At 56.5% G+C, this 14,216-nt stretch carries 11 protein-coding genes; 3 read left to right on the plus strand and 8 right to left on the minus strand.

The genetic code is table 11. The features are described 5' to 3' along the window. Positions 1-311 precede the first annotated feature (311 nt). On the plus strand, positions 312-1,694 hold the full coding sequence (locus AC6EMZ_RS09770) for a carbohydrate porin (protein WP_498402232.1): 1,383 nt from the start codon (positions 312-314) through the stop codon (positions 1,692-1,694). Positions 1,695-1,706: 12 nt separating this feature from the next. Here AC6EMZ_RS09770 and AC6EMZ_RS09775 read toward each other — a convergent pair whose 3' ends face one another. After that, on the minus strand, positions 1,707-2,663 hold the full coding sequence (locus AC6EMZ_RS09775) for an AraC family transcriptional regulator (RefSeq protein ID WP_498402233.1): 957 nt from the start codon (positions 2,661-2,663) through the stop codon (positions 1,707-1,709). Positions 2,664-2,777: 114 nt separating this feature from the next. Between AC6EMZ_RS09775 and AC6EMZ_RS09780 the strand changes: the two genes are divergently transcribed. Then, complete coding sequence (locus AC6EMZ_RS09780) at positions 2,778-3,965, plus strand: MFS transporter (protein ID WP_498402234.1); 1,188 nt, start codon at positions 2,778-2,780, stop codon at positions 3,963-3,965. Between the two features lie 41 nt (positions 3,966-4,006). Here AC6EMZ_RS09780 and gap read toward each other — a convergent pair whose 3' ends face one another. The 4 genes from gap to AC6EMZ_RS09800 form a co-directional block, all read right to left on the minus strand. Then, complete coding sequence (gene gap / locus AC6EMZ_RS09785) at positions 4,007-5,017, minus strand: type I glyceraldehyde-3-phosphate dehydrogenase (RefSeq protein WP_498402235.1); 1,011 nt, start codon at positions 5,015-5,017, stop codon at positions 4,007-4,009. Between the two features lie 78 nt (positions 5,018-5,095). Then, the gene (locus AC6EMZ_RS09790) at positions 5,096-6,076 is read right to left on the minus strand and encodes a GlxA family transcriptional regulator (RefSeq protein ID WP_498402236.1); all 981 of its coding nucleotides are present in this window, start codon (positions 6,074-6,076) and stop codon (positions 5,096-5,098) included. Positions 6,077-6,123: 47 nt separating this feature from the next. Further along, the gene (locus AC6EMZ_RS09795) at positions 6,124-6,444 is read right to left on the minus strand and encodes an AzlD domain-containing protein (RefSeq protein WP_498402237.1); all 321 of its coding nucleotides are present in this window, start codon (positions 6,442-6,444) and stop codon (positions 6,124-6,126) included. A gap of 1 nt (position 6,445) precedes the next feature. Continuing rightward, complete coding sequence (locus tag AC6EMZ_RS09800) at positions 6,446-7,186, minus strand: AzlC family ABC transporter permease (protein ID WP_498402238.1); 741 nt, start codon at positions 7,184-7,186, stop codon at positions 6,446-6,448. 118 nt (positions 7,187-7,304) lie between these two features. Here AC6EMZ_RS09800 and AC6EMZ_RS09805 point away from each other — a divergent pair, with 118 nt between their 5' ends. Next, positions 7,305-8,141, plus strand: a complete 837-nt coding sequence (locus tag AC6EMZ_RS09805; protein WP_498402239.1) for an AraC family transcriptional regulator — start codon at positions 7,305-7,307, stop codon at positions 8,139-8,141. A 5-nt stretch (positions 8,142-8,146) separates the two neighbouring features. On the opposite strand, the gene AC6EMZ_RS09810 is transcribed toward AC6EMZ_RS09805, so the two are convergent. From AC6EMZ_RS09810 to AC6EMZ_RS09820, 3 genes are all read right to left on the minus strand, one after another. Beyond that, entirely contained in the window at positions 8,147-10,444 is a 2,298-nt protein-coding gene (locus tag AC6EMZ_RS09810) for an FdhF/YdeP family oxidoreductase (RefSeq protein WP_498402240.1), read from the minus strand. 73 nt (positions 10,445-10,517) lie between these two features. Further along, positions 10,518-11,603, minus strand: a complete 1,086-nt coding sequence (locus AC6EMZ_RS09815; protein WP_498402241.1) for a hypothetical protein — start codon at positions 11,601-11,603, stop codon at positions 10,518-10,520. A 1-nt stretch (position 11,604) separates the two neighbouring features. After that, positions 11,605-14,181, minus strand: coding sequence for a fimbria/pilus outer membrane usher protein (locus AC6EMZ_RS09820; RefSeq protein WP_498402242.1), 2,577 nt, complete (start codon positions 14,179-14,181; stop codon positions 11,605-11,607). Positions 14,182-14,216 lie beyond the last annotated feature (35 nt).

Below are 14,216 nucleotides of genomic sequence, written 5' to 3' on the forward strand. Positions count from 1 at the left end.
GTTGAGAAGACGGTTATCGACGCTATTTCCATTTGTGGTAATTATTGTCGATCGCTAAATTATAAATATTAATAATATTATATATAAAAGATAATAATAAAATAAAAGACACATTGCAGGTTCATGTAATACACAGTGTGATCGTCGAGAGGTAATTCACGTCTTTATTTTGAACAATGTCCTTTCGCGATCACATTAAGTAAAAATCATAACTCTTTAAAGAAAAAACATAATAGATACCTTGGCGATGATTGGGCGAAATACAGCGGGTTACTTTTGGCTATCAACCATTATTTATCAGGAAGGAATCTATGAGAGTAAAATATCTTGCTCTGATTGTGAGTGCGCTTTGCTCAACCGGCGTCATGGCGGCAAAAAATAACGTCAGCCTGGAAGATAAACTGGCCCAGCTTGAAGCGCGTCTGGAAAGTGCAGAGAGCCGTGCAACGAACGCTGAAGCGCAAATACAGGCATTGCAACAACAGCAAACTACCCCGATTAACAGCGTGCCGACCGTCGCCGTCGAGTCAGCTGAGCCGGTTTCATCCTCAGCGATACCTAAGCTCACGCTTTCTGGTTTCGGTGATATTAAATTTTATGGCGATGTCGAATTTAATATGGATGCGGCCAGTAAAACAGGGGCGTTGACCTCAATAAAAACCAGTGCCAATGAAAACTGGGCCTCCGGGAATAATGAACGCTGGGATATCAATGGCCGTATATTATTAGGCTTTGACGGCTACCGTCGCATGGATGACGGTAATTTTGCAGGTTTCTCCGTTCAGCCATTGGCGGATCTCACCGGCAGTATGTTCCTCGATGATGCTGCCTTCTTCTTTGGTAATGAGAATAACTGGCAAATTAAAGTCGGACGCTTTGAAGCTTACGATATGTTCCCGTTAAATCAGGATACGTTTGTTGAATATTCTGGCAATACCGCGAACGATCTTTATAGCGATGGCTACGGTTATATTTACATGATGAAAGAAGGGCGCGGGCGTAGCGACCACGGCGGCAACTTCATGATGAGTAAAACAATCGATAACTGGTATTTCGAAGTGAATACGTTGCTGGAAGATGGCAGCCAGCTTTACGTTGACCAGCAGTACCATGGCATCGATTTAGAAAATGAAAAGAACGTCGCTTATGTGCGTCCGGTCATCTCCTGGCAGGATGAGGCCTTCTCGGCGGCGGTAGCGATGGAGAAAAACCTCGTGACCAACGCCTACGGTTACTACGATAACTCGGGTAAATGGGTCGATCAGTCTGACCGTACGGGTTACGGGTTGACGATGACGTGGAATGGGCAGAAAAACGATCCGGATAACGGTCTGGTGCTGAACGCCAGCACCGCCTATATGGATGCCACCGATGAAACCGATTTTACCGCAGGCGTCAACGGGCTGTGGCGTAACTTTGAGCTCGGTTATATCTACGCACACAACCAGATTGATGAATTCAATACGGCGAATTTTGACGCCGACTGCGATAACGACTGTTGGGTCACCGATCCTGGCGATTACGACATCCATACCCTTCACGCGTCGTACCTGTTCCCGAACGTGATGAAGATGAAAAACTTCAATATTTATCTCGGTGCCTACGCCTCCTGGGTGGAAGCGCATCCGAACGAGGGCGAGTCAAATAACGACGATCGCTACGGCGGCCGCGTGCGTTTCAAATACTACTTCTAAGCTGGCTACTCGTCAGACTTCTTCGGAAGTCTGACGGATCTCCCGCAGCGTGCCTGGCGCCTGTCCAACGATGCGTTTAAACGCCCGGCTAAATGCCGCCAGCGACCCATAGCCCAGCCGCAATGCCACCGTTTCAATCGCCTGATGCTCGTGCCGAATATACTGCACCGCCAACCGCATGCGTAACTCGCTCAAATACTTTGCGGGCGTGGTCCCGGTGGCGGACAGGAAACGTTCGGCAAACACCGAACGGGACGTACCCGCTTCTTTGGCAAGCTCCGCCACGCTCCAGTTCACACCGGGCTGCTGATGCATCGCGTAAATCGCCCGGCTCAGACGCGGATCGCGCAGCACCTGCACCCAGCCGGTGGCCTTTCCGCAGCCTGCTTCAACCCACCCGCGGACGATAAGCGCGGCGACCACATCAGCAAGACGCGCCAGTATTCCCGCAAATCCGACCTGGCGGGTCATCGACTCGCGCTCCATAGCCGCCAGCAGCGGATGGATTTCCGGCCAGGTCGACATCAGACGGCTCACCATCATCACTTCGGGCATCGCTTTAATCAGCGGCTGCATCCCGCCCAGCTCGAAATCCATACACCCGCTGAATATCACCGTCTTATCGCTGTCGGGACATGACTCGCACCGGATGGCAGAAACCGAGTTGCAAATCGATTCGCTGGGAAACGCGGACACCGGCGTAATAGCGGCCTGTTCATCTGAGAGCAACGCGTGCGAATTCCCGTTGGGAATAAACAGCGCATCGCCATTGTTCAGGGCAAAGGTCGCGCCGCTCTCCATACGCAGCAGTGCCGTTCCCTGGCTAACAAAATGAAATTGCGCCTTGCCTGGTACGTAGTTGAACGCCACGCCAAAAGGCGCGTGGGCTTCGATACGGCGATATTTCACCCCGGAAAGCCGCATCCCACGCAGAAGCTCGCTGATCAAATCGGGTGACTGAACGGTCATTGGCATAACTCCGGACGAATAATCAATAAGTGAAGATTATATGTCATAGATCGTCCACAGGGAACGCTCTATGCTTCGTGACGGTTGTCACATTTTCTAACGGGAGAGTAACAGATGAATTCATGTATCGCGGCGAGTGAGGCTATCGCGCCCACAAAACCCGCCTGGCGAGCCGTCTATTCACTGGGATTGGGGGTATTCGGCCTGATTACGGCAGAGTTTTTACCGGCCAGTTTATTAACGCCGATGGCGGCCAGTTTAGGCGTAACGGAGGGGATGGCAGGCCAGGCGGTAACCGCGACGGCGCTGGTGGCGCTGGTGACGGGATTATTGATTACCTCCGCGACCAAAAGCATCGACCGCCGCTGGGTACTGATGTTTTTCTCGATCCTGCAAATCATCTCCAGCCTGCTGGTGGCCTTTGCGCCGACGCTAAACGTATTGCTGTTTGGACGCTTGCTGCTTGGCGTAGCCATCGGTGGATTCTGGGCCATGTCTACCGCTACGGCAATGCGGCTGGTACCTGCCGACAAAGTGCCGAAAGCGCTGGCGGTGATCTTCTCCAGCGTGTCGATTGCCACCGTGGTCGCCGCACCGCTCGGCAGCTATCTGGGAAGCCTGATTGGCTGGCGAAACGTCTTTATTCTCTGCATTGTGCCGAGCATTGTGGCGCTGCTGTGGCAGCTCTGGGTATTGCCATCAATGAAGCCAGAAAGCAGCGGTAGCCTGGGAACATTGTTACGGGTGTTGCGTCGTCCGGGAATGATCGGTGGTCTGCTGGCGACGGTGCTTATCTTCAGCGGACATTTCGCTTTCTTTACCTACCTGCGTCCGTTCCTGGAAACCGTTGGGCAGGCAAGTGTTGAGACTATTTCCCTGATTTTGCTCGGTTTTGGACTCGCCAATTTTGTCGGCACCTCAATTGCTGGTTATTTACTGGCGCATAATTTACGCCTGACGCTGGCGCTGGTACCGTTTGTGATGGGGATACTGGCGCTGACCATGGCGGTCTATGGCCATCTGGCGCTGCTGGACGGTTTACTGGTCGCGCTGTGGGGCTTTGCCTTTGGTCTGGTGCCGGTAGGCTGGTCAACCTGGCTTGCGACAACCGTTCCTGATGAAGCCGAAAGCGCGGGCGGATTGCTGGTGGCATCCATTCAGTTTGCTATCGGTGCAGGTGCGGCGGGCGGCGGGGCGATATTTGATCTCAACGGAGCCAGCGGCGTGTTCGCGGGTAGCGGCCTGCTGCTGGTCTCGGCGATGGTGATTGTATTGATGGGCGTGAGGGTTAAAGCGGAATAAATGAGAATGCCACACCCGAGGACGGGTGTGGCAAAGGTAAGTTACAACCCTTTCTTATCCATCAGCACCGCCAGATCGACCAGACGGTTTGAGAATCCCCATTCGTTGTCATACCACGCCAGGATCTTGACCATATTGCCGCCAATCACCAGCGTCGACAGCCCATCGATAATGGACGAACGTGGATCGCCCTGATAATCGCTCGATACCAGCGGCTCATCGCTGTAACCCAAAATACCCTGCAACGGCCCGGAAGCGGCGGCTTCACGGAAGGCGTTATTCACCTCTTCAACCGTCACGTCCCGACCGAGCGTAACCGTCAGGTCGACAATCGACACCACCGGAACCGGCACACGCAGCGAATATCCCGTCAGGCGACCGTCCAGTTCGGGGATGACTCTCCCCAGTGCCTTAGCGGCACCGCTGGAGTAAGGCACAATCGACAGTGCGGCGGCGCGAGCACCACGCAGGTCTTTCTCCGGCTGATCGTGTAGCACCTGGCTATTGGTGTAGGCGTGAGTGGTGTTCATCAAACCGTGTTCAATCCCGAAATGCTGATGCAGCACCTGCGCCGCCGGAGCCAGCCCATTTGTGGTACAGCTCCCGTTGCTGACCACGTAATGTTTTGCCGGATCGTAGAGCGTGTCGTTCACCCCCAGCACAATCGTCAGATCGTCGTTTTTACCCGGCGCGGAAATGATGACGCGCTTCGCACCACCGTGCTCGATGTGTACCGCGGCTTTCTCGCGTTCGGTAAAGAACCCGGTGGCCTCGATGACAATATCGACGTCAACGTCGCGCCACGGGATGTTCGCCGGGTCACGTTCGCTAAACACGGTGATCCGTTGACCATTTACCTGCAACGCGCCGTCAGCGGCCTCGACGGTTCCCGGTAGGGTGCCGAGAAGGGAATCGTACTTCAACAGGTGAGCGAGCGTTTTGCTGTCTGTCAGATCGTTAATTGCCACAATCTGAAGATCTGGATTGCCGAGGGCGGCGCGTAAAACGTTGCGCCCAATTCGACCAAAACCGTTAATACCGACCTTAACCATGATCCACTCCTTATCTGTGATTTCTGTGTTCACAGTAGGCGTCATCTGAAGTGGCGTAAATGACAAAAAAGGATCACATTACGCCATCTTGCGACAGTGGAAGCGCTGGCGATACTCGCCTGGGGTCAGATGGAGCTGTTTTTCAAAGACTCGGCGCAGGTTAATGCTGCTGCCAAAGCCGCTTTTTTCGGCAATCAGCTCCAGCGAATCGGTGCTTTGCTCCAGCAACTGCCGGGCTGCGGCCAGGCGCGCTTCGGTAACATAGCGTGCCGGGGATGCACCTGTATCACGGGTAAATACGCGGGTAAAATTACGGGGGCTCATGGCCGCCTTTTCTGCCAGATTCTCGACGCACAAATCGGCGGTCAGATTTTGCAGGATCCAGGTTTGTAACGCGCTAAGGGGACCTGAAGCGCCAGACTGTTGCAGGTTATAACGGCTGAATTGTAGCTGACCACCGGGGCGGCGCAGATACATCACCATATCTTGTGCAACGTCCCGAGCAAGGGTGAAGCCGTAGTCCTCTTCCACCAACGCCAGGGTTAAATCGAAGCCAGAACTGACCCCGCCGGATGTCCAGACGGAGCCGTCCTGAATATACAGCGGACCCCCTTCGACTTTCACCTTCGGATACATCACTTGCAGGGTTTCCAGCAGCCGCCAGTGGGTGGTCGCCCGGCGACCGTCCAGCAGACCCGTTTGAGCCAGCAACATCGCACCGCCGCATATGGAGGCCACGCGACGGGCATGTGGTGCGGCCAAGTGCAACCAGTCCACCACGGCGGTGCTTTCGAGGTCATTCATGCCACGCCCGGTAATGATTATGGTATCAAGCGGCTCCCGGGGATCGAGCTCAGGCAGGCGATAGTCGGCCAGCAGGTTTAACCCGGACTGGCCGTGGATCACCTGATGGGGCTGAGGGGTGGCAATCATAGTGCGGTAGCGGGCATGCCTCGGGCCTTCCGGGTGCAGACGGTTGGCCTGCATCAGAATGTCGGCGATACCGGCGGCCTCAAACAACATACCGCCGTCGGGAACGATAATCAGGATTTTCTTCATGTCCTGAAAAGTATCTTCATTACAAAATAAGTCAAGCGGGTTTACCGCTACGCTAATGCGTAGCTCAGCCCGGCGAACGCCACCATCCCGACGATGACCGTAGCAAACAGGCTGCGGGTGACGATACCGGCAACGGTCGCGGCAATCGCGGCCAATAAGGAAATGCTCACGCCCGAACTGGTCAGCGCGGGTTTACCGACAAGTTCCGCAGTGATAATCGCTGCCATAATGGCAGAGGGAATAAAGCTCAGCCACTGCTGCACGACTGGGGCCAGCCGAAAACGTGACAGCAGCAAAATCGGCACCGTTCGCATCAGCGCGGTGACCAGTGCCGCAGCAAAAATGGCCAGCAGGATGTTCCTTTCCATTTTATTTCACTCCCTTGAAAAAGAGGCGCAGGCCCAGGGTCGCCAGCGTGGCAGAAACCGATGCTGCCACAATCACCACCACGCTGATATCCGTGTGGCTTGCGGTGAGCAGGGTGATGACAACGGCGGCAGCAATACTGAACGATTCCAGCGCCTTACGACGGCTGGCAAACCAGATCATCAAGACCAGACCAATAAACATCGACACCAGGCTAAAGCTCAATCCCTCCATTAATGATGGCGGAAGGGCGGAGGCCAGCCCTGCGCCCACGATGCAGGCAAGGATCCAGTTAAGCCAGGCCGCGATGTTGAGGCCGAGCATCCAGGCAAACGGCACCTTGCTTTGCTGGCTACCGTGCTGAACCGCCACGCCGAAGGTTTCATCGGTCAGCAGCAGGCCGCTGACGATCTTCTGGCCGGTGCTGTAGTCGCGAAAAAACACGCTCATCGCGGAGCTCATCAGCAGATAGCGAAGGTTGACCAGGAACACGCTCAGCACCACAGAGGCCACTTCAGCGCCGGTTGCCCACAGGGAGTAAAATAAAAACTGGGCTGAACCGGCGTAAAGGGCGCTCGCCAGCAGCGCGGTTTGCAGCGTCGTAAACCCAGAAAGCGTGCCGATGGCACCTGCGGCAAAGCCAATGCTCCAGTAGCCGGGGATCGTCGGTAGACATGCCGTCACTCCCGCGCGGAATTCAGCGCGGGCCTCGTCGCGTTGCGCGGCCCTTATTTTCATCAACATCAAATTGTCCCATCAAATTCATTCACTGAATGATAATCTTAATAATTAGCAAAAATCGATATAGTAAAATCCTGCTCATTGGCAAAATTATTGATCAACAGAGGCTTAAGGCATAACGGTGGCGAAAAAGACGCGGGACGATATCAAACTCTGGCGAGACGGCGCGCTGCATGGCGGGATGGAGATCCTTCGCGCCTCCTGCTACGAGCACAGCTATCCTGCCCATTTTCACGATGAGTTTGTGATTGCCGCGTTTGCCCGGGGCGCACAGCGCACGCGTATTTGTCGGGAAAAAGGCATTGCCGCGCCCGGTACGGTGATGGTGATTGCGCCAGGCGAGGTGCATACCGGCGAAGCCGTACAGCGTGATGAAGGCTGGGATTATTGCGCGTTTTATCCTTCACAAGCACTGGTGAATGAGGTGGGCGAAACGGTGCTTCGTGGCCGAGGGGCGGTCAATTTTGGCTCAGAAGGAATGCGGCACGATCCACAGATGGCCCGCCGCTTATTACAGGCCTCCGCAGTATTAAGCGAGAGCAAGGATCCACTGGAAAAAGAGTGCGTGATGTACCGGGTGATGAACCAGCTGGTGGGGCGCTATGGCGAACGCACCGTGCACAGCGGCCGGCAGGCGATGTTGCGCGCGGATATTAGCCGGGCGCTGGACTACCTTCAGTGCCGCTATCAGCAGTCGGTCACGGTCAAAGACGTCGCCAGCGTGGCAGGGCTCAGTGAGTTCTATTTTATGCGTACCTTTCAGGCCATCACCGGGCTGTCCGTGCACCAGTATTTAACCCAGTTGCGGCTGGTTCGTGCGAAAGGGCTGCTGGCAAAGGGCGTCAATGCGGCGCAGGTGGCAACGGACGTGGGGTTCTTCGATCAAAGCCATTTAATTAAACACTTTCGCGCGCATTTTGGCACGACGCCGGGCGTGTTTGCCGCGGCGTCGGCGTAACGGGCTTACAACGCGACAATCTCTTTTGAGCGCAACACCACTCGCACGGGGACCGACTTATACGACGGCGTGCCGCTCTCCTTATCAAGATAATCCAGCGGCACCAGCACGTTTGCCTCGGGATAATATGCCCCGACGGTGCCGGATGCGATGCTATACGCCACCACTGTCATTGCCTCCAGACGCAAATCGCGGCCCGGCAGGGCGGTGGTAATATCTACGCAGTCGCCGTGTTCCAGGCCCCGCTGCGCCATGTCTGCTTCGTTCATAAACAGCACATCCCGGCGACCAAACACCCCGCGGTAGCGATCGTCCAGCGCGTAAATCGTGGTGTTGTACTGATCGTGGCTTCGCAGCGTCACCAGCCGCAAGATGTCTTCGCCTGTACCTTTTTGATTCTCTTCGACCCCGGCAAAAACGGAAAACATGGCTTTACCGGTCGCGGTCGGCCAGAGTCGTTCGGTTGGCGGCAGCGGCATCCGGAACCCACCGGGGATCCGGATGCGTTCGTTGTAACGCTCGAAGCCGGGCAGAGTTTTTTCAATGAGGTCGCGGATAAGATCGTAATCAGCCACCAGACCCGCCCAGTCGACCTGGCTGTTTGTCAGCGTCGCCTTTGCCATTCCCGCTACGATCGCCGGTTCTGAGAGCAGGTGCGGCGAGGCGGGGTTGAGATTACCGGCGGAGGCGTGAACCATCGACATGGAATCCTCAACGGTGATGGACTGCTTGCCGGTGCGCTGAATATCCAGTTCTGTCCGGCCCAGACAGGGGAAGATAAACGTTTCTTTACCGGTCAGCAGATGCGAGCGGTTCAGTTTCGTACCGACATGAACGCAGAGATCCAGCGTTCTCATTGCCGGAAATACCCGCTCGTGCTCGGGCATGGCGACCGCAAAGTTACCGCCGAGGCAAATCAGTGCTTTCGCCTCTCCGCCGATCATTGCCTGCGTGGTTTGTACCGCGTCGTGCCCATGGTGCGAGGGTGGAACAAAACCAAATACTTCTTCCAGCCGGGCCAGGAACGCCGCAGACGGTTTTTCCGTAATGCCGACCGTACGGTTGCCTTGTACGTTAGAGTGCCCCCGGAGCGGACAGATTCCCGCGCCGGGTTTGCCGATATTACCGCGCATCAGCAGCAGGTCGGCGATCAGGCGCACGTTTGACGTTCCCTTGTTGTGCTGAGTGATACCCATGCCGTAGGTGATAATAGTGGCCCGGGATGTGGCGTAGGCTTCGGCCACGGAGTGTAAATCATGCCGGGATAAGCCCGACTCGCGTTCAATAGCGTCCCACGATGTGGCGCGAATATCGGCTGAAAATTCGTCAAATCCCTGAGTGTGCGTGGCAATAAAATCGTCGTCGAGCACGCCACCGCGCTCCGCTTCCATCTGGAGCAGATGCTTCGCGATCCCTTTCAGCGCCGCGGCATCACCCCCGGCTTTCACCTGAAAATAGGTCGAGGCGATATTGGTCGAGCCATAGGTTGCCATTTCCACCACGCTTTGCGGGTCGGCGAAGCGTTCCAGCGCTCTTTCCCGCATCGGGTTGAAGACAATAATCGGCACCCCGCGACGGGCCAGCTCATGCAGCGTGCCCATCATGCGCGGATGGTTGGTCCCGGGATTATGGCCCATTGAAATCACCAGCTCGGTATGGTCGAAATCATCCAGGGAAACGGTGCCTTTACCAATGCCGATGGAACGCGGGAGTCCGACGCTCGTCGCCTCGTGGCACATATTGGAACAGTCAGGGAAATTGTTGGTGCCAAGCTCACGGGCATACAGCTGATACAGATAAGCCGCTTCATTGGAGGTCCGGCCAGAAGTATAAAACTCGACGGTATCGGGAGGCAGCTCACGCAGGATCTCACCAATGCGTGCAAAAGCCCGTTCCCATTCCACCGGCCGGAACGTGTCGCTTTGCGGATGGTATTCGAGGGGATGAGTCAGGCGGCCATATCCTTCAAGCTCAAAGTCGCTTTTGGCCAGCAGTGCAGTGACGGTGTTGTTGGCAAAAAATTCTGGCGTCACGCGTTTATTGGTGGCTTCCCACGTCACCGCCTTTGCGCCGTTTTCACAAAACTGGAAGGTGGATTTATGTTCTTTATCGGGCCACGCGCAGCCCGGACAGTCGAAGCCATCAGGCTGGTTGGTACGCAGTAGCGTGGCAGGGGCGTCCAGCGTATCCATCTGAGTACGCACCGCAATTGCCGTCGCTTTTAATGCACCCCAGCCGCCCGCAGGGCCGTCATAATGGCGGATCCCGGGGACGGCACGTTTTGGGTTGTTCTTATTGTTCATTGGCACTCCCGTGGCGTTTTTGTAGAGTCTACACCGCAAGAGTTAACGAAATAACAACAAAATTGCATCAATATTAGTTAAAGGTGACCAGCATCTCCGCTGCGGCATCCACCGCGCCGGTAGGCAGGGCGTTGCCTGCGGAGCACAGCCGCCATGTCACCTGGTTGGTGAAGGTTTTGCTGGATTCGGCGCTGGTTATCGCGCCGATCTTGACCGTCGTGTTATTAAAGGGCAGGCCGGTTGAGGCGGTGCATATGCCGCTGCCCGTGACGCCGTTATCGATTTCGCCCGTGATATAGCCTCCGCCCTGGTTCAGGGCTAACCTGGCAGCGTTACCTGATTCCAGTCCGGACAGCGCGCGGAATTGCAGGTTGATGTTGGCATTGATTCTGTCCGATGCCTGGCCGCAGGTGGCCACCAACGGGTAGGAGAGTGAGGACAGTTCAGCACCTGTCTTCACGTCGCGCATCACGCTCTGAAAGTTAATGGCCGTCGGCGTATTCACCGTGCATTCCAGCGTGGAGATGCGCAGGGTAATGTTTGAAGGCAGAATCGAAACGGTGAGATCGCCCTCCGTTATTCTTGAATAGCTTCCGAAATACATCGCAGGCACGGTGACCTCTGCATTTTTTTGGTTCCCATCAGCGACGATAGCCCAGGTTCCCGCCAGCGTCGCCGTCCTGTTTCTTGAGCCACTGTAAAAAACGCTATTGTCGGTCATGGAGGGAGGTAAGCACCACTCGTAACCAGTCGGCGACGTTGTGCTTGCCCCCGCCGACGTAGAGCCTTTCGTCTGCGGAAGGCCGACAGTCCCTGTGAGGGTTTCATAGGTTCCGTTATAGCGATAATAGGTTGCTGTGCCGGTCGCACGGGGAACAAGTCCCGCACCGGAGGTGCCCAAAGGCAGGGCCATATAGCCGCCAATTTGTTTCAGGTCACTTTGACCCATACACGCGCCTCTTGAATTAGACACGGACAGGAGTCCAAATCGTGTCCTCAGCTCACTGTTTTGTAACGGGCCGCTTTGCGTCTTATTAAAGGGCATGCCCTCCCAGACCACGCCGCTGCCTTTACCGATAGTGATCACTTCGGCTGATACGGAGGGCGCCAGCGATGCTGCCAGCGCCAGCAGGCTCAATTTAAGGATATTATTTTTCATTTTATGACTCACAATCGACTTTAAGGGAACGCACCGGGTTATTTTCTGACACCTTTGCGCGGGCCAGGTTGAAGTCTGCCCGGCACTGCTGATCCACGCTCGCGCCCCATACTGCGCGCAGGCGGCCCTGCTCGGGAAGACCGCTCAACCAGACCTGACCGGCGTCACCCATGATGCCGTTGCGATCCTGACCGTCGTCGCCCTCAAGCGTCACCAGCGTGCCAAAGGGAACGGGCCGACCGGCGCGGGTGAGGGTGATAAGCGCCTGATAGCCGACGCGGGTATTGAATCCAGCCTTCACGACGGCTCCTTTGGTTGGATAGACGTTGACGCTGTTGTGCGTCATGTCAACGTTGTCCGGGAGCGTCGCCGGGTTGAGCGTGATGGCGTTTTGCTGATAGGCGGAAAGATAAGGCACCACCGCGTAGCCGCGGCTGTCGGTACGCACGTTTCCGGCCATCACCTCCATATCGTTCGCGTCGGGCGCGCTGACCAGGGCCACCGAAGTGCCCATCTGTTGGCCCAGCGTTACGCCGCCAGCGTGGATTAAGAGGCCGCCGTTTCCGCTAACGTTAGCCGCGCTGTTGGTCCGGCTGCGGCTGTAGCCGCCGCTTACCATCCCTTTGGTGCCCTGCCAGCCGAGGTTAAGCGTGCTGGTCGCGGCGTCATCGTGGCCATTGCTCCAGCCTTCCATCACGCTGTACGACAGATGGTCGTCCAGCCCCGTGCCGCTTACCCCGGCCTGCTGTGTCACGCCGCCCCGGCTGTTGTGCGTCGCCTGGTAGTTGGCATAGCTGCGATTCACAGCCTGCGCCGGGCTAAACAGGCTGAAAGGCACCTGAACGTTCAGGGAAAGCTGGCGGTTTTGCGGCCAGGTGTCGCTGGATTTTACCCGATCGATGCTGTAGGCCAGACCATAGCTGATGCCGCGCAGGGTGGTGTTATAGCCTGCGGACAGGGCGGTGTTGCTCTCTTCCTGTCCCCAGTAATCCTGCCGCGATCCTGACAGATACAGCGATCCATAGTTGCCTAACTGCTGGCTCACTCGCACTTCAAATACCGAACGCTGGCGTGCCAGCGCCCACGGAACCTGATCTTCATTGAGCCGATAGCCCGTATTGTTGAAGTCAGCAAAGCTGAGGTAATTTTGCGTGGAGTATCGGTAGGCTGTCAGATCGACCGACGTGCCGGTGCTGAGCAGGCTTTTCGCATAGCGCGCGCGGTACGACTGCCCGCTTTGGCGCTGCCCGGCGCTCAGCGTGGCTGATGACGTGGTTACGTCAGCAGAAAGCGCGCCCAGCGAACCCAGCGATATGCCGCTTCCGACGACCACGGAGGCGTAGTCCCTGGCCATCAGCCCGCCGCCGTACAGCGTCACGTTTTGCGGCAAGCCATACATCAGGGTGCTCAGAACAAAGTCGGCCTCGCGGGAACCGACGGTGACGCCGCCGTGATAGCGTCCGGCGGTAATCTCATATCGGAGACCGCCGGGGCGCAGCATGACCGGCAATGCGGAGTAGGTTTGCGTCCAGGTGCGCACGCTGCCGTCCGCTTCGGTCACGGTGACGGTTAAATCGCCGCCCTGGCCGGTCTGGTACAAATCGTCAATCCGGAACGCGCCGGGGGCCACGTAGCTCTGATAAACCACGTTGCCGTTCTGGCTAATGCTGACGCGGGCGTTGCTCTGCGCAATACCGGTGACGACCGGCGCAAAGCCTCGCAGGCTCATGGGCAGCATATCTTCGCTGGAGCTTAGCTTGACGCCGCGAAACGGGATGCTGTCGAAGACATCGTTGCTGGTATAGCTTTCCCCCGCGAGAATATCTGAACGCCAGGCGCGAATATCCCGTTGCAGATAGGTATTCGAAAACTGCGTTTTCTGGTAGCGCTGGGAATCATCGTTACCGTTCTGGCTTTCATTGCGGGTGTAAGTGACATCGCTGCGCAGGCGCCACGCCTGCCAGTTCAGCCCGCTGCGGAAGCTGGCGAAAAGGTTGGTCTGGTCGCTGTCGCTTTGCCCCAGCTGCCCGTCCTGTCGGCTATGGCCCGCGTTCAGGGAATAATTCAGCAAAAAGGCAGGAATGCCGTCGTCCCACAGGGCCGGATCGACCGATCCTCTGGCGTCGGGCTTCATGGCAATCTGAGGAATGCTCAGTTCCAGGCGCTGCTGCGGGAAGTCGAAATTCACGCGAGCCTGGGGAATGAGCGTCGTCAGGTCGTCCACGGGCTGGTCTTCGGGCAAGCCGCTAAAGGCAGGCAGCGCCACGGTATTCACGCCCATTTCAGACAGCAGGGCAGGGGTTAGCTCAGGCATCACCTTTCCGCCTGGCCCGGCAGAAAAGACCATACTGCGCTGGCTGTACTCTTTTTGGTTAACGAATACGGTAACCAGATAGGTACCCGCCGGCGTGTGCCCGGCCGTTTCAAAGGCGCTGAGATCGGTAATTACGGTCTGGCCGCCCAGAGAAAGTAGCGCGGGATCGAAGTAGTCGCGAGCCCAGACCTTCGGGACGGCGGAATCAAGCAGGCTATCGGCCAGCAGCGCAAGGAGCGCGGCGGCAAGAGGATGTATTTTCATTATTTTTAAGCTTTTCGATAAATGAATTAATCAGC

The sequence above is a fragment of the Enterobacter sp. SCRI0065 genome (assembly GCF_059766475.1).

Bases quoted from the DNA above. Each gene is read 5' to 3' on its own strand.
- AC6EMZ_RS09770 (WP_498402232.1), top strand. From the start codon at position 312: ATGAGAGTAAAATATCTTGCTCTGATTGTGAGTGCGCTTTGCTCAACC.
- AC6EMZ_RS09775 (WP_498402233.1), bottom strand. From the start codon at position 2,663: ATGACCGTTCAGTCACCCGATTTGATCAGCGAGCTTCTGCGTGGGATG.
- AC6EMZ_RS09790 (WP_498402236.1), bottom strand. From the start codon at position 6,076: ATGAAGAAAATCCTGATTATCGTTCCCGACGGCGGTATGTTGTTTGAG.
- AC6EMZ_RS09810 (WP_498402240.1), bottom strand. From the start codon at position 10,444: ATGAACAATAAGAACAACCCAAAACGTGCCGTCCCCGGGATCCGCCAT.
- AC6EMZ_RS09815 (WP_498402241.1), bottom strand. From the start codon at position 11,603: ATGAAAAATAATATCCTTAAATTGAGCCTGCTGGCGCTGGCAGCATCG.
- AC6EMZ_RS09780 (WP_498402234.1), top strand. From the start codon at position 2,778: ATGAATTCATGTATCGCGGCGAGTGAGGCTATCGCGCCCACAAAACCC.
- AC6EMZ_RS09800 (WP_498402238.1), bottom strand. From the start codon at position 7,186: ATGTTGATGAAAATAAGGGCCGCGCAACGCGACGAGGCCCGCGCTGAA.
- AC6EMZ_RS09820 (WP_498402242.1), bottom strand. From the start codon at position 14,181: ATGAAAATACATCCTCTTGCCGCCGCGCTCCTTGCGCTGCTGGCCGAT.
- gap (WP_498402235.1), bottom strand. From the start codon at position 5,017: ATGGTTAAGGTCGGTATTAACGGTTTTGGTCGAATTGGGCGCAACGTT.
- AC6EMZ_RS09795 (WP_498402237.1), bottom strand. From the start codon at position 6,444: ATGGAAAGGAACATCCTGCTGGCCATTTTTGCTGCGGCACTGGTCACC.